Source organism: Sulfitobacter aquimarinus, assembly GCF_040149565.1.
Classification (GTDB): domain Bacteria; phylum Pseudomonadota; class Alphaproteobacteria; order Rhodobacterales; family Rhodobacteraceae; genus Sulfitobacter; species Sulfitobacter aquimarinus.
In genome coordinates, this window is record NZ_JBEFLO010000013.1 from 46,184 (window position 1) to 62,520 (window position 16,337).

General features: G+C 56.9%; 20 protein-coding genes. 16 read left to right on the forward strand and 4 right to left on the reverse strand.

The features are described 5' to 3' along the window. Nucleotides 1-98: 98 nt before the first annotated feature. From ABMC88_RS17045 to ABMC88_RS17070, 6 genes are all read left to right on the forward strand, one after another. Complete coding sequence (locus ABMC88_RS17045; RefSeq protein WP_349578100.1) at nucleotides 99-962, forward strand: LysR family transcriptional regulator; 864 nt, start codon at nucleotides 99-101, stop codon at nucleotides 960-962. A 661-nt stretch (nucleotides 963-1,623) separates the two neighbouring features. After that, nucleotides 1,624-2,553, forward strand: coding sequence for a DUF2493 domain-containing protein (locus ABMC88_RS17050; RefSeq protein ID WP_349578101.1), 930 nt, complete (start codon nucleotides 1,624-1,626; stop codon nucleotides 2,551-2,553). A 511-nt stretch (nucleotides 2,554-3,064) separates the two neighbouring features. Continuing rightward, a complete protein-coding gene (locus tag ABMC88_RS17055; protein WP_089423413.1) occupies nucleotides 3,065-3,271 on the forward strand; it encodes a hypothetical protein in 207 nt (68 codons plus the stop codon). A 573-nt stretch (nucleotides 3,272-3,844) separates the two neighbouring features. Beyond that, entirely contained in the window at nucleotides 3,845-4,426 is a 582-nt protein-coding gene (locus tag ABMC88_RS17060; protein ID WP_349578102.1) for a helix-turn-helix domain-containing protein, read from the forward strand. Then, nucleotides 4,413-6,656, forward strand: coding sequence for a relaxase/mobilization nuclease domain-containing protein (locus tag ABMC88_RS17065; protein WP_349578103.1), 2,244 nt, complete (start codon nucleotides 4,413-4,415; stop codon nucleotides 6,654-6,656). The genes ABMC88_RS17060 and ABMC88_RS17065 overlap by 14 nt, the downstream gene beginning before the upstream one ends. An 8-nt stretch (nucleotides 6,657-6,664) precedes the next feature. Continuing rightward, complete coding sequence (locus tag ABMC88_RS17070; protein ID WP_349578104.1) at nucleotides 6,665-8,656, forward strand: type IV secretory system conjugative DNA transfer family protein; 1,992 nt, start codon at nucleotides 6,665-6,667, stop codon at nucleotides 8,654-8,656. Between the two features lie 303 nt (nucleotides 8,657-8,959). On the opposite strand, the gene ABMC88_RS17075 is transcribed toward ABMC88_RS17070, so the two are convergent. Continuing rightward, nucleotides 8,960-9,373 (reverse strand): MerR family transcriptional regulator, encoded by a 414-nt coding sequence (locus ABMC88_RS17075; RefSeq protein ID WP_108816670.1) that lies wholly within the window; start codon nucleotides 9,371-9,373, stop codon nucleotides 8,960-8,962. A 293-nt stretch (nucleotides 9,374-9,666) separates the two neighbouring features. On the opposite strand from ABMC88_RS17075, the gene merF reads away from it, so the two are divergent. Further along, on the forward strand, nucleotides 9,667-10,008 hold the full coding sequence (gene merF / locus ABMC88_RS17080) for a mercury resistance system transport protein MerF (RefSeq protein ID WP_234417177.1): 342 nt from the start codon (nucleotides 9,667-9,669) through the stop codon (nucleotides 10,006-10,008). Beyond that, on the forward strand, nucleotides 9,984-10,205 hold the full coding sequence (locus tag ABMC88_RS17085) for a GDCCVxC domain-containing (seleno)protein (RefSeq protein WP_081780760.1): 222 nt from the start codon (nucleotides 9,984-9,986) through the stop codon (nucleotides 10,203-10,205). The genes merF and ABMC88_RS17085 overlap by 25 nt, the downstream gene beginning before the upstream one ends. 14 nt (nucleotides 10,206-10,219) lie before the next feature. On the opposite strand, the gene ABMC88_RS17090 is transcribed toward ABMC88_RS17085, so the two are convergent. Next, nucleotides 10,220-10,636, reverse strand: coding sequence for a MerR family transcriptional regulator (locus ABMC88_RS17090; protein ID WP_025054226.1), 417 nt, complete (start codon nucleotides 10,634-10,636; stop codon nucleotides 10,220-10,222). A 74-nt stretch (nucleotides 10,637-10,710) separates the two neighbouring features. On the opposite strand from ABMC88_RS17090, the gene ABMC88_RS17095 reads away from it, so the two are divergent. Both ABMC88_RS17095 and ABMC88_RS17100 read left to right on the forward strand, forming a co-directional pair. Next, nucleotides 10,711-11,346 carry a cation efflux transmembrane domain-containing protein gene (locus ABMC88_RS17095; RefSeq protein ID WP_025054227.1) on the forward strand — a complete coding sequence of 212 codons (636 nt, stop codon included), beginning with the start codon at nucleotides 10,711-10,713 and terminating at the stop codon, nucleotides 11,344-11,346. Beyond that, a complete protein-coding gene (locus ABMC88_RS17100; RefSeq protein WP_025054228.1) occupies nucleotides 11,343-11,894 on the forward strand; it encodes a methyltransferase family protein in 552 nt (183 codons plus the stop codon). Before ABMC88_RS17095 ends, ABMC88_RS17100 begins: the two co-directional genes overlap by 4 nt. Before the next feature lie 61 nt (nucleotides 11,895-11,955). On the opposite strand, the gene ABMC88_RS17105 is transcribed toward ABMC88_RS17100, so the two are convergent. Together ABMC88_RS17105 and ABMC88_RS17110 are read right to left on the reverse strand one after the other, a co-directional pair. Further along, nucleotides 11,956-12,372 (reverse strand): GFA family protein, encoded by a 417-nt coding sequence (locus tag ABMC88_RS17105; protein ID WP_037969028.1) that lies wholly within the window; start codon nucleotides 12,370-12,372, stop codon nucleotides 11,956-11,958. A gap of 126 nt (nucleotides 12,373-12,498) precedes the next feature. Further along, a complete protein-coding gene (locus ABMC88_RS17110; RefSeq protein ID WP_025054230.1) occupies nucleotides 12,499-13,041 on the reverse strand; it encodes a Crp/Fnr family transcriptional regulator in 543 nt (180 codons plus the stop codon). Nucleotides 13,042-13,118: 77 nt separating this feature from the next. On the opposite strand from ABMC88_RS17110, the gene ABMC88_RS17115 reads away from it, so the two are divergent. The 6 genes from ABMC88_RS17115 (at nucleotide 13,119) to ABMC88_RS17140 (ending at nucleotide 16,337) form a co-directional block, all read left to right on the forward strand. Then, nucleotides 13,119-13,715: a hypothetical protein gene (locus ABMC88_RS17115; RefSeq protein WP_349578105.1), complete on the forward strand. Its 597-nt coding sequence runs from the start codon at nucleotides 13,119-13,121 to the stop codon at nucleotides 13,713-13,715. Between the two features lie 64 nt (nucleotides 13,716-13,779). Continuing rightward, nucleotides 13,780-14,115, forward strand: coding sequence for a hypothetical protein (locus tag ABMC88_RS17120; protein WP_282053177.1), 336 nt, complete (start codon nucleotides 13,780-13,782; stop codon nucleotides 14,113-14,115). A 58-nt stretch (nucleotides 14,116-14,173) separates the two neighbouring features. After that, complete coding sequence (locus ABMC88_RS17125) at nucleotides 14,174-14,641, forward strand: DUF411 domain-containing protein (protein WP_037969029.1); 468 nt, start codon at nucleotides 14,174-14,176, stop codon at nucleotides 14,639-14,641. 23 nt (nucleotides 14,642-14,664) lie between these two features. Next, the gene (locus tag ABMC88_RS17130; RefSeq protein WP_025054234.1) at nucleotides 14,665-15,105 is read left to right on the forward strand and encodes a c-type cytochrome; all 441 of its coding nucleotides are present in this window, start codon (nucleotides 14,665-14,667) and stop codon (nucleotides 15,103-15,105) included. Nucleotides 15,106-15,117: 12 nt separating this feature from the next. Further along, nucleotides 15,118-15,462, forward strand: a complete 345-nt coding sequence (locus tag ABMC88_RS17135) for a copper resistance CopC family protein (RefSeq protein WP_025054235.1) — start codon at nucleotides 15,118-15,120, stop codon at nucleotides 15,460-15,462. Between the two features lie 32 nt (nucleotides 15,463-15,494). Beyond that, nucleotides 15,495-16,337, forward strand: a complete 843-nt coding sequence (locus ABMC88_RS17140) for a CopD family protein (RefSeq protein WP_282053179.1) — start codon at nucleotides 15,495-15,497, stop codon at nucleotides 16,335-16,337.

The following is a 16,337-nucleotide window of genomic DNA, read 5'->3' on the forward strand; positions in this document are numbered from 1 at the left end:
GTTCTGGCTTCGTCGTATGTATCGACCAGCCACGCAGATTTGACAAAGCAGGAGATTTTCACCAGCGTTTAGAAAATCTATCGCCTTGGGCCTATGAAATGAGACAGCTAAATCTGAATGCACTGCGCGTGTTCGCGGTCGCGGCGTCACACGGCAACCTGCAACGGGCAGCGGACGAGCTGAACCTTTCGCGCGGTGCCGTGTCCCAACGGATCAAGCAACTTGAAATTGACCTTGGAGTGGTTCTTCTGAAGCGGGGTGCGCGCGGCGTGTCGCTGACCGCTGAAGGCGAACGCTGTCACGCTGGTGTCACCGACGCGCTTGCGGTTCTGGAAACGGCACTGGTCGGAATCGGCGAAGAGAATGATCGCATCACTCTTCACCTCGGGTCTTCTACGGCCACAAAATGGCTGATGCCGCGCATGGATGCCTTCGCAACTGCATTCCCGAAAATCTCGCTGAAGACCGAAGTTCATGAGCAAATACTGTCCCGCAGCCTCGGTCGGAACGAGATCGCAATGTGGCCAGGAAGGGCACAAGACCCCAACCCCGTCCACCGATCACGTCGCCTGACCGACATTAGGCTCGTTGCCGTATGCAGCCCTGATTTTCTGCGGCCTGACTGGCCCATGGGGCTGGAAACCCTGCTGACGCTGCCTTTACTTCAGGACGCGCATCGGCGTTGGGAAAAGCTGATCGAGGCGACAGGCTATGGCAACGCGCACAAGCTGCTCAACTTTGACCGATCTGCCTTGGCGCTAGACGCAGCCATCGGCGGCCACGGGATCGCCATCGCGCCGCCCTACATGATCGAAAACGACCTCTCTTCGAAGCGCCTTGTGGAGATTTGGGTTGATCCAGAACCATCGAGCGATGGGCTGTATGTTTCGTGGTCAAAGGATCATGTTGGCCAACAACGCATCAGCCGGATTGTTGATTGGATTGCATCTGAGTTTAGGTGAAAAGCGGACATCCAGTGTCAACCATCGAACGGCAGCAAGTCCCGCACTGTTGACCTTGAGCGATAGAATATCAAAGTCCGCTCTGACGTGCTCGCCAATCAACTGAACCTCTGACGCAATACCTAACGGCCTCCCCTGCTCGGCTTCGCGTGTCGCAGGTGAGAACGGCCCTGCAGTCCGTCGCGCATGCGGCCATGCGGCCTTACCGCGGTGGCGCACTTTGGGTCCCCGTTTGCCCGTCTCGCGAGCACGGCGGCGCTCGGCCACGCCTGCGGTCTTCGCTCTGGTCTGTTTTGCCAAGGCAAAACGATCCCGTCGCTGCGTCCGCCTGCGTGTCCGGCCCCACCGCTTGCCTGCTCGCGTCGGACAAACCTGGCGTCAAAACACACACACATGAGTATGGAAGCATATCCTCCGGATGGCCCCCAAATCAGCCCGCCTCAAGGATCGCAAATCTTTTCGGCGAGAGTGGGGCGTGTGGTGAGGTCCGTCGCGCGCGCGAGGGTGCGCCTTTTGTAAGCGTTGCGCTTGGAAAACTTTTCCGCCCAGCAAGCTGGCGGCTACGCCGTCCCTGACCCGGACAGATTCGGTTAACCAGAAATCGGCCATGCCCCCACACGCATGTGGTGGTCATCAAACTCAAACATCTGGAGATGAACACATGGCCTACGATCAAGCGACAACATACGAGACAATCGAACTCTTCGGCCTGACGGAGAAAGATGCACACCTGCCAATCCCGCAGGACGATATCCTGAAGGACAGCATCATCCGCGAAGCATTTGAGACCCTTCTCGGGCAGCTACGTAACACTGGACTTGAGGGAGAGATCGAGCCTCTCGCCCACGGGCTGGCAACAATCCTGCAGCGCCGCAAGGTAGCCCTCGGCAAGGAAGTCGACCGCACAGCCGATAAGATCGGCGCACTGGCAAAATGCCACGATGGATCAGAGATCGCAGAGACGGCTCTGGAAGAGGCACAAGCGCGCTTCGTGCAGTTGCGCGAGATCGTGGACGCGATCGAGACGATGGGGGAGGCCGCTGCAGAGTGCTACGAGACTGAGACCGGCAATGCCTTCATCCCTGCATCGGGATCGCGGGCAAGCGTTCGGGCGCAAGAGACGGGTGCCGTCTTCGAGGCCAAGCAGCTTCTGGAGCAGCATGATCGTGAGACCGCCGCCAAGTCAAAAGTCGAAGGCGTACCGCTCATCGTGTCGGGGTCAACCGACTGGTCCGACATCGATGTCATCTTCCGGACCCTCGATAAGGTTCGGGATCGCATCAAGCAAAATCGCAATCAGGATATCTTCCTCTGCCACAAAGGCGGCAAGCATGGGGCGGAAATGATCGCGGCCCGGTGGGCGCGTGCGCGGGGTATCAATCAAGCGCGCTTTGATCCGCGCTGGTCCGCACACGGACGAGCGGCACCGTTCAAGTGCAACGATGAGATGCTGGACGATAAGTTTGCAGCGACAGGCGTTGTCCTCTTCGGCGGCAACGGGGTCGCGCTGAACCTCGGCCAGAAGGCCGAAGCGAAAGGATTGACGGTGATGCGGGTCGCGGATCCCGCGAAGACATCGGGCGAGGCATAAGTCAGAGAGGGTCACCTTCGGGTGGCCCTTTTTTCGTTCTCAAGGGGCGCGTGCAAAAAAGGGTGCGTTCGCTTGGACAGTTGTTCGCCATTCTCGGGCCGCCTGACAGCAACTCATCTCGGCAGGATAGGGTGGGGTTCGGTGGCATCAACATCACGAGCTCTAAGACCGCAGATACAATGAGGCGCATGAGGCCTTTAGATCGCTCCATCATAAGTCTTAGATAACGGACCAAATCCCAACACGCTGCTCCAGAGCGAACCCGACCTTCACCTCTATCGAGATCAACGAGTCCCGTGGCGACTGCGATGTGGGGGCACACATTTGGGCCTCTTCTTTTTGCTCATTGATGTGGATCGCACGGGGTCGGACCGGCCGTTCCCTACGCTGTGCTCCGGCAAGCACAAATACGGCTTCCACGCCTTTGGCGCGGACCCTCCGCATTTGCGCTTGCGACCGGTCCTGATGCCCCCATGCCTTTTGATCCTCATCGCAAAAAGGAGAGACCCAAATGACCAACCACTACGTCGCAACAGTTCCCGTCAAATACACCGATGGCGAAGGCCAAGAACGCACCCGTTTCCAACGCGTCGGGGCCATGTTCCGCAACACCCGCAACGGGGATGGCTCGGAGTTCTTCAGCCTCAAGCTCGACTTCCCCGTCGGCGTCCAAGAACTCGTGATGTTCCCCCCAAGCTCAAAGGAACCCCAAGAGTAAATCCTCCCCGAGGATGGGCCGCCGTCAGGCGGCCCTATCTCTGTTCCAGAGAACGCCGTGCGGTCAACTGAGACCCCTGCCATAGGCCGCGGTCACGGTTGCCGATGACAGGACTGCGGAGCAGTCCTGATGGTTTCTGTTGGGGTTGAAAAAGCGCGGTGACAGAGCCGCCAGCCAGCCTCAAGGGGGCCATCCGCAAAAACCTTTCGGCAAGAGCCTTCCCGGTTTTTGCGGCAGAGAATTGGCAAGCCAATTCTGGCCTCCCTTGACCCTGTCTGTCTGCCCTGTCGGTTGAGGTGTGTCCCGCCCCATCGCTTCCGTCCGAACATTATATGTTCAGACAGATCTCAGGCGCGGGCCCTGTTGAGATCGGCCGATGCTGGAGCCTGCGGCTGGTGTTGGTTGGCGCCCTCTCGGGCGCGGCCTCGCACCTTTGGTGCTCGGCGTGAAACGGAATACAAGCCTGCCTGCGCCCTTATTCACCGTAAGTATATTATTGACAGATTAGTATATTTTCGTATGGTGGGTGCAGCCTTGTATGAAGGTGGCAGGAAATAGGGGGTCTTTCTTCGCATGTCTCGCTCAAAACGTCTCACGGATGCGCAACGCATGGAGATCGTGCGTGAAGCTGCGGACGGCGTTTCCACTTCAGTGCTAGCACAGCGGTTCGGAGTGACACCGCGGGCGGTGCAATACACCTTGAAGAGTGACGCAGAGCGCCAGCGCGATACCGCCGTGCCGGTGTTGGCGGTGAGTGTGAAAGTAACTCCTGAGGAGATGGCAGCGTTCGATGCGGTGCTTGCGTCAGCAGGGATAGAGACGCGCTCGGAAGGGCTGCGCCGCTTGATGCAAGCGGCAGGTGGCACCTTTGTGGCGGACGCCCAATTGGCGGCAGAGATGGCGCGCTATCGCGCCTCTTTGAATGACGTTGGAAACGGAGTCGCCCAGATTGCCAAGCAGATGCAAAAGGCCAATCGGGCGGGGCAGGGATCTGGCCCCGAATTCTCCGAGTTGCGGCTTGCGCAGATGCGCGGGTTAGCGCGGTTCATTCTGGACAGTGCAGACGAGATTGACCTGCTTGTGCGTCGCCGTCGCGATGCGATGCAGCTGGAAGCGACAGCCGCTCTAAGGGAGTTTGCGCATGCCGCTGAATGATGCAGTCAGCACCGTTACGGGCGAGGTGTTCTGCGATGGGTGGAGCCGGATCCGTGGCTCGATGCAGGGTCTGTATGCCTCCAAGCAAAAGCAGATGGTGCGCGCTGCGGCGGGACATCGGGCCGCTGTGTTCAAAGCGATCCGGGGCGGGGGCACGCATAATAAATCCCAGCTGTCCAACCAGCTCGAATACCTCACGACGAAGTCCACTCACATCGTCGACAGCAGCGGGTTTCTGGATGGCAAATCCAAGCTTGATCGCGGCGAGATCAAAGACCTGACCGAGCGCTTTGCCAAGCGGTGGGACGCGGGGTTCAAACCCAAGCTTGGGCAGACCACACATCTGCTGATGTCCTTCCCGATTGGAACGCGCGGAGAGGATGTGCGCGACATCGCGTCCGACGTGGCCGAGCGGTTTTTCCAAGCCGATGAGGGGCACTTCGATTACATCATTGCTGTACATGAGGACCGCGATCACCCGCATGCGCATCTCGTTCTGAACCGCCGCTCGCAAGAGGGTGAGTTCTTCTATTTGGCGCGCAACCACCGGTTCAACTATGACGACTTTCGCTTGGCCATGGTCGAAGAGGCGGAAAAGTATGGCGTGCGTCTGGAAGCCACGCGGCGGATAGATCGCGGCGAGGTGCACTACCCTCCCCGCACCCGCGAGGTTTATGCTGCCAAGGAAGAGGGCAGGACGCCTCTCGAGCGGGAACGCGTTGGCAAGGATCTGACCCGCACCCTGGCCGAGATCGCAAATACCAAAATCATGTTCCACTCGCTGGCGGCCGAGGCGTCCTCCGAGAACCGCGAAGACATTGCCGAGGTTCTGTTCCGTGCCGGCGAGGTACTGGCGAAAGGGGGTCACGTTGAAACCGCAGGAGGCATTTACATGGCCGAAGACGAGTCTTTTGAGGAACTGCGCAGCCGTTACGCAGAAAAGGTCGCAAACATCACAAACCTGATCGCGGCAAAGCCGGATGCGGAGCGGCCCGCGCTGGAAAAATCCCTCAACGCAATTCAGGTGCGCGTGCAGCATATGCAGCCGCTCGGGCTTCGGTCCAATTCTCTCTCGGAGGGCCCGTCAGAGGGTGGGGTTTATTCCGAAGCCAATATTCAGCAAAGCCAGCTGGAGCGTCTGTCGGAACCACGGGTACGCGCCCGTGTGGACGCGGCCCTTCGCGGCACGGGGATTAGCACATCCGAAGTTGTGGCCCGGATGGAAACCGGCGCGCAAAACGCGGCTCTCGAACATCAATGGATTGCGGATGATCTGTCCAAGGTGGCCGAGGCAAAGGATTTGAACCTTGAGCGCCGCGCGGATTTAGAGCAGGCGCGGGATGATCTTAATGATGTACATGTGCAGCTGGGGACCATGCTGGAACGGGAGGGCGTGCTGCGGCGTGACGGGGTCATTGAAGACGCCCGCGAGGTGCAGGCGCATGTCACCGAAACCCAGATTGAAACCGCTACCAATGCCGTTCGTATCGAGACTCGGATTGAAGCCGGGACTGAGGATCGGGACGACGCCGTGATCGAAAGCCTTGCCGTAGAGCGTTTGGAAGACGAACAGCGGAACTATCTGCGCGACCACCCAGAGCTGATCGCCCGCCCGACGGATGTGATCCGCACGGATGAAGAGGGCAGGGCGGTGATCGTAGATCGGGCCGCTGCAGAGCGGGTTATCGTTGAGGTTGAAGCGGCGCGGTTGGGCGCACACAGCAGGACGCCAATCTCCGTCTCCGTCGCGCGCGATCTACAGACACGATATCCTGATATGCCCGAGCAACTGGCGGAGGGTCTCGGCGACACCTATGAACGGGTTTATGAAGCGCGCGGCGCTGAACGGGAAGAAAACCTGACGGAGCGCGAGACAGTCCAGAATGAGACGCCCGAACTGTCCCGTGTTCTCGCCCATGAACGGGCAGGGGAGTTGTCTTCGCCCTTTGAGACTGCAACCGATCGCGAGGCCTTCCGTGCGCAGGTCGCGCGGGTGTTGGACGCAGCGCAGCTGGATCGCCTGAAGGATGGTGACAGTGACGCTTTGGAAAATGTCATCGAAGATCGTCTCGACCGGCTCTATGCCGCAAAGGTCTATTTGCAATCGGATGCGGCCACCGCAAACTCGGAGGCGTTGAGACAGGTTGTCGATGAGCTGGCAGATGTTGAAGTCGAGAGACACCGCGCGGCGGACATGGACGGCGAAACTGAGCGGGGCCAGGTCCATTGAGTGGATCTATGGGTAAGGCTTGGATAGCCATCGGGGTGGTTCTCGTGACTTTGGTTGCAGGCGCCATGGGCTACACTATCGCCTCCGCAGCTCTAACCTTCAAAGCACTTGGCTTCAGTGCCGATATCGATTTTGGATATATCGCGCAGAATTACCTCTGGATCAGAGATAGACGGCCCGATGATTTCCAGCTGATCAACTTGATCATCGGCGGGTGTGCCGTCGCGGGGCTGATGCTAAGCCTTGCCATGTCCGGCTCGGCCCTCACGCGCTTTGGCCAGACCCATTGGCAAAAACGCGCCGAGATGAAAACCAACGGGTTCTTTGGCAAGCCCGGCACCGGATTTATTCTGGGCAAATTGGGCAGCCCAAAGTCGCGTGCCCGCTACATCACATCGAAGGTCTTTCCCCATGCCCTGATCGTGGCACCAACGGGGCGCGGTAAAACCACAGGTTTTGTGATCCCGAACCTGCTCACATGGCAGGGCTCTGCCGTCACGTTGGATGTAAAGGGCGAGTGTTTTGAGGCAACGGCCCGCCACCGCGCTGCGCAAGGCGACAAGGTCTACCGCTTCGCGCCCACGGACTGGGAAGGCAAGCGGACTCATCGCTACAATCCGCTTTTGCGCATTTATGAGCTGAAAGACCCCGCGCGCCAGCAGATGGAATTGCAGCTGCTGGCGACCTTATTCCTACAAAGCGACAATGATCGCGTTCAAGGGCTTTTGAAGGGAGGTATTGATCTGTTCGTGGCCGCAGGCTTGTTGGCCTTCCAGCGCAAGAAGCCGAGCTTGGGCGAGATTTACCGGATCGCGGCCTCGGGGGGCAGCAAGCAGAAAGAGTACGTGGCTCGGAGCCACGAGATTGACAACAAAGCCGCGAAGTTGATCTTTACGCGACTGGCATCCACCAACAACGACACGCTGACCTCTTATGTCTCGCTGCTGATGACGTCAGGTCTGGATCAATGGCAAAACCCCGCGATTGACGAGGCGACGCAAGTTTCAGACTTTGACTTCCGCACGATCCGCAAGAAACCGTTCACCGTCTATCTCGTTGTTCAACCCCTGATGGTGAAACCCCTCGCGCCGCTGATCCGGTTGTTTTTCTCGGACCTTCTCTCGGCGATGCAAGAGAAGGAACCGGGCAAAGATGAGCCTTGGCCTGTGATGATCATGCTCGATGAGTTCAACCGTCTTGGCAAAATGCCCATTGTGGTCGAGAGCATAGAAACCCTGCGCACCTATCGCGGAAATCTGGCGGTGGTCACCCAAACCATCCCCGCCCTCGATGAAATCTATGGAGAAAACACCCGCCGCGCGTTGCAGGGCAACGCTGGCGTAAAGCTCTACCTCACTCCCTCAGATGAGAAAACCATTGAGGAGCTGAGCAAGGCCGTAGGCAAGACAACAAAGACGGTCATCACGCGGTCGCGATCCATTGGCAAGAATCCGTTTGAGGGGCGCAGTCAGTCCACGCGGACGGAAGAAACATCTCTGTTGCCTGAGGATGAAGCGCGCCGGTTGCCGCTCGATGAAATTATCATGGTCGTGGATGCGCAAATGCCAGTGCGGGCGAAACGGATCCAGTATTTTGATGATCGGCTGTTTGCGACGATCTACTGCGCGCAGAAGGGGGAATTGCCGTTTCCAGTGATGGGCGGAGGTGGCGGTAAGGCGCACGGGCCAGATTCTTGCGTGTCAAAGCGGACCCCAAGTCAAGCTGGAACGAGTGCGGAGCCTAATGCGCATGATGAGCGTCTATTTGGCTCAAAAGAGCTCAGCTCAGGTATATCTGTGTCGCTAACCAAGAAAAGTTCGAAGGCTGTTCAAACCGTTGTCGAAGAGGAGCAACGGCAGATGGAAATGAGCTTTGCCGACCAGAGTGAGATGCAAAGTGAGGAACGCGACGGAGGCGATAGAGATCGACTCGATACAGTGGTGGATGACTTGGACGGGCTGGAAAGTCGGTTGAAGCAGGGGGAGGGGGTGTCTCGCTGATATTGGTAAGGCGTAACGCAACCATTGAACGCGCGTAGATCACTGGACCAGTCGTTCGCCGCACCAGATTTGAAGGACGGCAGAGCGGACAAACCGGACTTATGCAGGCGCGGCTGTTGCTGACGCAGCATTAGTTCGCACGCGCGGCGCGTTCATCGCTGTGTCGCAGCTGATGTCGCCATACCGGTCGATCAGAGGCCCCGATTGTGCCTGAGCCAAGACCGAACTTTCGCCGTACGCTTCGCCAATATGAAAGATGGTGGGACAGAGATACCGTTCGCGAAACTCAAGCTAACGGCTGCTTTACTCGATTAGGCTGCCGCCAAAGCCATCCTTCATCAAAGCGTCCAACATAGGACAAGCCGCAGAGCCATCGTCGCAGTTCTTGGAAAGGCTCAAGAGCGCGTCTTGGAGGCGCACTAAGTTCTCAATCTTGGCGGTGATCTCACCCAGATGGTTCTCAGCCATTGCTTTCACCTCGCCACAGGATCGGTCACTCTGCTCGGTCAGAGATAGAAAGGTCTGAATAATCGAGATCGGGAAGCCCAAATCGCGACACCGGCGCACGAACCTGAGTTTGGCAATTTCATCGGACGAGTATAGCCGACGCCCGCCTGCCGAGCGCCCCGGTTTCGGAACAACACCCTCACGTTCATAATACCGGATCGTTTCGATGTTCACGCCGCTTTGTTCTGACGCTTTGCCGATGGTGAACATTTTGCTTGCTCCTGTAGTGGCTACAGGAAGTAGAAGTGCAAAATGGACATGAATGCAAATCAACAACCCGTGGTAGACACCGGCATCGCTGCCCGCCTAGTGATGCCCTTCGCAGCGCTTTTGGCGCTATTGTCGGCGTCTTGTTGTGTTTTGCCTATCGGCCTTTCGATATTAGGCCTTGGCGGCGCATGGCTCACCATGCTTGGCCCATTCATCGCTTACCGAGGGTTCATTCTTGGCGCTATCGCGATCGCCCTCGTTTGGGCGTGGTATCGTGTGCTGCGTCGCAAGCCATGCGCAACGCGCAGACGATCTGCAATTGTCTGGACGTCAGTCGCATCTATCGCCTTTTTGATCGCACTGTCTTCGCCGCTCTGGGAGGCGTCAGCGCAGCGTTTTATGTGGGATTTGTGGAGATCGACACGATGAAAAACAAACTACTGGCGCTCGGGGTGGGCGGCACGATTGTGGCGATCCTCTGTTGCTTCACGCCGATCTTGCCGGTCGTGCTTACAGCGCTTGGCCTGACAGGCCTGCTTGGTGTCGTCTACAGCGATGCTGTCTTGCTGCCGATATTGGCAGGATTTCTCATACTCACGGGGTACGCGATATGGCGACAGAAGACGCAAAAGTAGTGCTGCAATCGACTCTCACCTGTCCATCTTGCGGGCACGTTGAAACCGAGACTATGCCGACCGATGCCTGCCAGTGGTTTTATGAATGCAAGTCATGTCAGACCGTCATGAAACCGCTAGAGGGGGATTGCTGCGTCTACTGTTCTTACGCAACGGTTCCATGTCCACCTATCCAAGAAGGCAAATCCTGCTGCTAAGAGCGTTGTTCATATCAATGCTCGCGCCTGCAAAGCTTATGATCAGCGAGTGACGCCAGAACATAACAATCCTCGGCTACGCCATCACCTTCACATCCCTTGGACATTCGAACGAGTTCTTTCTCCAAAGCGCGCAACCGTTTGATTTTGGCGCGCACATCCGTGAGCTGCGATGTCGCAATCTCCGTAGCAGCTTGGCAAGAACGATCCGGGTGTTCCTGGAGCTCTATGAGGGACAGAATAGCCTCAATCGAAAATCCCAGATCACGAGCGTGACGAATGAAACTCAGTCGTTCCAATCCTTCCTTATCGTAGCGTCTTTGGTTGCCACTTGTGCGCTCGGCCTCTGCCAAAAGTCCCATTTCTTCATAGTAACGAATGGTTGGAACCTTGACCTTTGTGCGTTTTGAAAGCTCGCCGATAGAAAACATGAAGAAACCTCTTGAACCTCTAGTCACTAGAGACATTACACTATCACCAACGTAAGATGAAAGAGGATTCACCCATGTCAGGTTGCTGCGGACACGACACCAAATTTGACGGCGTATCAGACGATTACAAGCGAAGGCTTTGGATCGTCATTGCATTGAACGCGACGATGTTCGCAGTTGAAATGACGGCTGGCCATCTGGCGAAGTCACAGGCGTTGCAAGCCGACGCTCTCGACTTTGCGGGTGATGCAATGACCTATGGCATTTCTCTGGCCGTCATTGGTGCCTCTCTTCGCGCCCGTACCAATGCCGCACTTTTCAAGGGTTTTAGCCTGTTGCTGATGGGACTTTGGGTATTCGGATCGACCGGCTACCGCATCTTTTATGTCGGGGTTCCCACAGCCGAGATCATGGGTGTTGTTGGCTTTCTGGCATTGCTCACAAACCTTGCCAGTGTGGTCTTGCTGGCGCGCTACAAAGACGGTGACGCCAATGTGCGATCTGTCTGGCTATGCTCTCGCAATGACGCCATCGGCAACGTCGCCGTCATGTTCGCCGCCTTGGGCGTCTGGGGCACTGCAACGGGTTGGCCTGACCTGATCGTTGCAACAATCATGGCGGGGCTGTTTCTATCATCGGCTTTCCAGATCGTGCGGCAAGCCCTCGCAGAACGACGGGAAATAATCGACCACGAACACGCGGAGGCATGATGCAGGGATTTCTCATTTTTCTGGGTCTGGCGGTTACCGCTATGACCCTTGCAGCAATCCTCTGGTCGATCGCCTTTCCTGAGCGGCGGATATGGCCGCCAAGACGATACACGACACTCACGCCTTTCTTTGTCTGGGTGCCAACATTCACGCTGTTCGGGGTTCTCATCCTGCTGGGTATTTGGGGGTGGGCTGATCTGGCCATACCGAGTTGGTTGCGGTTTGGCGTCGGCCTGCCTCTCATCCTGATCGGCAATATCGTCGTGTGGATGGAAGTCTCACACTTCGGGGTGCGGCAGACTGGTGGAGCCAAAGGGACCCTTCGCACAGAAGGCATGTATGGCTACTCGCGGAACCCGCAGTACATGGCTGACATTGGCATCGTATTTGGCTGGATGATCTTGTCAGCAGCGCCTTGGGCTATAGTCGTAGGACTGGCTGGAATAGTGGTGCTTATTGCAGCGCCATTTTCCGAGGAGCCTTGGCTCAAGGATCAATACGGAAGCGCGTTCGAACAGTACGCGTCACGTGTGGGGAGGTTCTTCTGAGGTACGCAACGAGCCAAGGTCGGATTGCGACTGACACCAAAAATGTAACAATACTAAAAAGCTAGGTAGGCATTCCATCAGCTTTCGGAAGACTGGGGTCCATTTGATCCCAAGGCTGTGCGCTCTTCACGTAAATGTCACGGCTTGGCTGGTACCAACTCGGATCATCCAAACTACCCGCGAACAGGATCATTGCTCCTTCGCTTGCCTGGTTGATCAGAAACAGCGGTGATCCACATTCAGCGCAGAAACCGCGAAGCATTGCATGGCCGCGATCAGCTTGGCGCTCGAACCACTTTGGTTCACCTTTCTCTAAACTGAAATCAGTTTGTTTCACCAGCACAGCTGGAAAATAGGCACTTCCAGTGGCCTGCTGGCAATCGCGGCAATGGCAGTTACCCATGTAGCGGGCAACACCTTCGGATTTGTATCGGACTGCTCCACACGAGCACCCACCGGAAAATTGCTCAGGCAACATTATCTTTCCTCTCTAGTTCATTTTATGGAGGAGAACCGACTTCGCAAGCACCTAAAGTCTGAACCTATCTGGTTGCTATCGGGCACAGAAAGTCTGCTATCTGAACAAGGGTATTTGCGTCTAGGCTCATGCCAAATTATCCCGTCGACGCTTCGCAAGCTCGCGGTAAAGAGCGGGTGGCGTCACCCCAATCCAATCGGAGACGTGTACCCAACGGCCTTCTTTTGGAGGTCCATTAAGTTCGAGATAGGCATCCAGCCGATCTGTTACCTTTCGCAAACGCATGATCTCAATGCGCGTCCGCAGTGCCTGAAGTTCTCTGGTCGTTCGCTCAAATGCTCTTACCGATAGATTTCCCCCCCAAGAACCGTTCTCAAGGTCCTTCAAAAGCTGCGCCTTAGGTATGGCCGAAAACTTTGTCGTCCGATCCGTCACCGCATCGCAGTGATACTGATCTGCAAACAAGGACGCTTCAGCGACCAGATCGCCCGCGTTGGCAATGTGCAACGTGAGAAGCCCGCCATCTTTCAGAGCTCGCCGAAGAAGCACCTGGCCCTCTCTTACAAGGAAAGCCATTTCAACCTTATCGTTACGCCGAAAAAGATACGCGCCTGCGTCTAGTGTTCGAACAGATGCGCCTTCGAATGATGTGAGCCAATGATCTAACATGATTTATATCATGTTTCATGTTGCTCATCATATGCAATGTCTTTGCGCAAATACCGGATCAAACAAGGATATCAAACATGACAACCAAGCGCTTCGCATTTCTCATGCTGTTCTTGCCCACCTTTGCCTTTGCTCAAAACCACTCTGGAAACCACGGCTCAGCCCCATCGGACTATGCAGGGCAAGAAACGCGCCTTATCAAATCCCTTTCCGAGGACGACTTGGAAGAGATCGCACGTGGCGGCGGTTGGGGTCTTGCACGCGCCGCCGAGCTGAATGGCGTTCCCGGGCCAACGCATCTCCTTGAGCTTGCCGATGAAATCGGTCTGACCGAACAGCAGCGCCACGACATCGAGGTGATCCGGGCGCAGATGCGGGCAGACGCCATAACTGCTGGGGAGCGGTTCGTCGCGGCGGAACAATCGCTGGACGAAGCTTTTCAACTTGGTGCGCCGGATGCAGGGACACTTGAGCGGCTCGTCGTGGAGGCAGGTGAGGCGCGGGCAAACTTACGCCTGGTTCACCTCAACGCGCACCTGCTGACTTTGCCATTGCTGACTGACACTCAAGTGACCCAGTATTCGGTGCTGCGCGGCTACTCAGATGATCCATGTGACGCCATTCCTGACGGGCATGATCCGGAGATGTGGCGCAACCATAATGGGTGCAACTAGGTTGTCCAACGGCGACACATCCTCGTGACTTGTCAAAACCATATACCCCCAGTAGGTATTTGGTATGTTTCGCTTAGTGCTGTCGATCATTCTTGTTGTTGCGTTCGCCGGTGCTTCCACCGCGTCTGTTATGCATGGCTTGAACTATGGATCGGATCACGCTGACCACCACGCCGAAATGACAGAAAACGATCTGGTGGCTGATGCAGAGAAGGCGCTTGCGGACTGCTGTGATACCACGGGCGGCATGGGATCAACGCCCTGTTTTGGTGATCTTGTAGTCACGACGGCGATTTTGCCAGTTAGTCCCTCACGCGAAATGGTCATTGGTGTGCTTTATGCTGATTTCGAGTTCTCGAACCTAACACGGGCTGTTCCGACCGGTCCTCCGAAAGTTTGAACGGCAACGGGCGCTTGTCCGCAATCCATTCAACTTTCAAATCAAAGGACCGACAGACATGATCACACGTCGTCACTTCACTAATCTTTCCGCAGCGGCTCTTGTCGTGGCCGCTCTTCCTGCGCGCGCAGGTACGCCTATGCACGTTCTCGCCTCTCCCGGGTGCGGATGCTGTCACGCATGGGCCGATTTGGCCCGCGCACGCGGCTACGCTGTCACTGTCGCAGAGCTGACCGACCCCGAGGCGCAGAAGTCAGAACGCGGCATACCGCTTGAACTGGCATCCTGTCACACCATTGAAGCGGATGGATATGTCTTCGAAGGGCATGTTCCGTTTGAAGCATTGGAAGCAGTCCTGCAGGATCGCCCAGACGTCACCGGGCTTGCCGTTCCGGGCATGCCGATGGGTTCCCCCGGCATGGGAGATGATCCGTCCGCCCGTTACGACGTCATTGCATTTGGCGGAGAGGCGGGCACCGGAACGGTGTACTACCGAGCTGGTACAGCACAGCCCTTCGACACGTGATGGCAAGTCGCAAGGCAGTTCTTATGACCGGCGGGCTCGCGCTCGCCGGTTTCGCCGCCGCCTTTGTCATGGCCCAACCCTCCGATGGGGTCGGTCTGTTGTCACCCGATGACGCTGAAGTGGTCGCCCTTGGTCAGGGCATCTACGTGGCTCAATGTGCTGCGTGCCACGGGGCGCGCCTCGAAGGGCAACCGAACTGGCGGATGCGGGGCGAAGATGGTTTGCTACCAGCACCGCCGCATGACGCGACCGGGCACACGTGGCACCACGACGATGAAACGCTCTTCACCCTGACCAAATATGGGCTTGCCGGACTGATGGAGAATGCACCCCCATCCGGTATGCCTGTCTATGAAGAAGTGCTCAGCGATGAAGAGATCATTGCCGTGCTATCCTTCATTAAATCAACCTGGCCCAGTGATATTCGAGAGCATCACGACAGACTCAATTCCCAGTCCGAATAAAGGAGAATTCAGATGATCAAACAATTTCTTCTTGGCTTGGCCGTCGCAGCCGCTCCGGTGGTTGCTGCAGCGCATTCCAAGTCCGAAGCAACGACACCTGCTGATGGTGCGACTGTCACGGAAGTTTCGGAGCTTTCGATGCGGTTCGATGATCCGATGCGCATCATTTCAGTCACGCTGACTGCAACCGATGATGACATCGAAATCGAACGCGAGACCGGTATGGAACCAGCAACGGAATTCCGAGCAGTGCCATTGGATGCGCTTGCGCCTGGAAGCTACCGTTTCGACTGGCGCGGCATGGCCTCAGACGGTCACCCGATGCAGGGTAGCTTCTCCTTCACGGTCGCGGAGTGACCGGACTGGCCCCAATCGACGGTCTTGCCGTCTTGGCCATTGTAGCCAAAGCGATTGGCTATGGCGCGGTTCTGCTCGCGATTGGGGGCGTCTTGTTTTCCTTCATCTTTGCGAAGCGCGCCGAGGCGTCTGTCCTGCGCCTTGCTAGGCAGCTTGCCGTCGGTGCGGTACTGGTTGGCCTGGCTGTGTTGGCTATACGTTTTGGCATTCGTGCCGCCCGCATATCTGGGATGGGATTTGAGGGCGCAACGGACCCGATGATGCTCGGGTTTGTTTGGGAAAGCCCACTTGGCACCGCCGCGATTTGGCGTGGATTTGGCGAACTTGCGATACTGGCGGTTTTGGTGCCTCGTATTGGGCAATGGATTGCTTTGGTGGGCAGCCTTGCCGTGGCCATATCTTTTGCTCAGGTGGGCCACGCTCTGGGTGATCCCAGGATGGTTCTTGCTGTCTTGCTTGCTCTTCACATTCTGGCCGCAGCTTTTTGGGTCGGTGCACTTATACCTTTGCGCCGCGCGGCGCTTACTCCCTCGGGCGTTGACGTGTTGCACCACTTTGGCAATGTAGCTGCTTTCGGAGTGGCCGTTCTGATCCTTGCAGGCACAGCGCTCTCCTGGCTCCTTTCAGGCTCCGTCACTGCATTATTTGGAACCGCCTATGGCTTAGGGCTTTTGCTCAAAGTCGCGATTGTTGCGGTACTTCTGGGCTTTGCGGCCTTCAATAAGGTGAGGCTCGTCCCTGTTTTGCGCGCTGGGAAACCTGGCGCGGCACATGCGCTTCGACGGTCTATTTCAGTTGAAATGCTAGCTGTGGTCCTAATCCTATTGGCAACCGCAACGATCACTAGTGTAACGACACCACCCGTCAATCTCTAA

Bases quoted from the DNA above. Each gene is read 5' to 3' on its own strand.
- ABMC88_RS17060 (WP_349578102.1), top strand. From the start codon at position 3,845: ATGTCTCGCTCAAAACGTCTCACGGATGCGCAACGCATGGAGATCGTG.
- ABMC88_RS17130 (WP_025054234.1), top strand. From the start codon at position 14,665: ATGACCGGCGGGCTCGCGCTCGCCGGTTTCGCCGCCGCCTTTGTCATG.
- ABMC88_RS17095 (WP_025054227.1), top strand. From the start codon at position 10,711: ATGTCAGGTTGCTGCGGACACGACACCAAATTTGACGGCGTATCAGAC.
- ABMC88_RS17065 (WP_349578103.1), top strand. From the start codon at position 4,413: ATGCCGCTGAATGATGCAGTCAGCACCGTTACGGGCGAGGTGTTCTGC.
- ABMC88_RS17110 (WP_025054230.1), bottom strand. From the start codon at position 13,041: ATGTTAGATCATTGGCTCACATCATTCGAAGGCGCATCTGTTCGAACA.
- ABMC88_RS17125 (WP_037969029.1), top strand. From the start codon at position 14,174: ATGATCACACGTCGTCACTTCACTAATCTTTCCGCAGCGGCTCTTGTC.
- ABMC88_RS17085 (WP_081780760.1), top strand. From the start codon at position 9,984: ATGGCGACAGAAGACGCAAAAGTAGTGCTGCAATCGACTCTCACCTGT.
- ABMC88_RS17100 (WP_025054228.1), top strand. From the start codon at position 11,343: ATGATGCAGGGATTTCTCATTTTTCTGGGTCTGGCGGTTACCGCTATG.
- ABMC88_RS17115 (WP_349578105.1), top strand. From the start codon at position 13,119: ATGACAACCAAGCGCTTCGCATTTCTCATGCTGTTCTTGCCCACCTTT.
- ABMC88_RS17050 (WP_349578101.1), top strand. From the start codon at position 1,624: ATGGCCTACGATCAAGCGACAACATACGAGACAATCGAACTCTTCGGC.
- ABMC88_RS17070 (WP_349578104.1), top strand. From the start codon at position 6,665: ATGGGTAAGGCTTGGATAGCCATCGGGGTGGTTCTCGTGACTTTGGTT.
- ABMC88_RS17045 (WP_349578100.1), top strand. From the start codon at position 99: ATGAGACAGCTAAATCTGAATGCACTGCGCGTGTTCGCGGTCGCGGCG.
- ABMC88_RS17075 (WP_108816670.1), bottom strand. From the start codon at position 9,373: ATGTTCACCATCGGCAAAGCGTCAGAACAAAGCGGCGTGAACATCGAA.
- ABMC88_RS17090 (WP_025054226.1), bottom strand. From the start codon at position 10,636: ATGTTTTCTATCGGCGAGCTTTCAAAACGCACAAAGGTCAAGGTTCCA.
- ABMC88_RS17120 (WP_282053177.1), top strand. From the start codon at position 13,780: ATGTTTCGCTTAGTGCTGTCGATCATTCTTGTTGTTGCGTTCGCCGGT.
- merF (WP_234417177.1), top strand. From the start codon at position 9,667: ATGCGCAACGCGCAGACGATCTGCAATTGTCTGGACGTCAGTCGCATC.
- ABMC88_RS17055 (WP_089423413.1), top strand. From the start codon at position 3,065: ATGACCAACCACTACGTCGCAACAGTTCCCGTCAAATACACCGATGGC.
- ABMC88_RS17135 (WP_025054235.1), top strand. From the start codon at position 15,118: ATGATCAAACAATTTCTTCTTGGCTTGGCCGTCGCAGCCGCTCCGGTG.
- ABMC88_RS17105 (WP_037969028.1), bottom strand. From the start codon at position 12,372: ATGTTGCCTGAGCAATTTTCCGGTGGGTGCTCGTGTGGAGCAGTCCGA.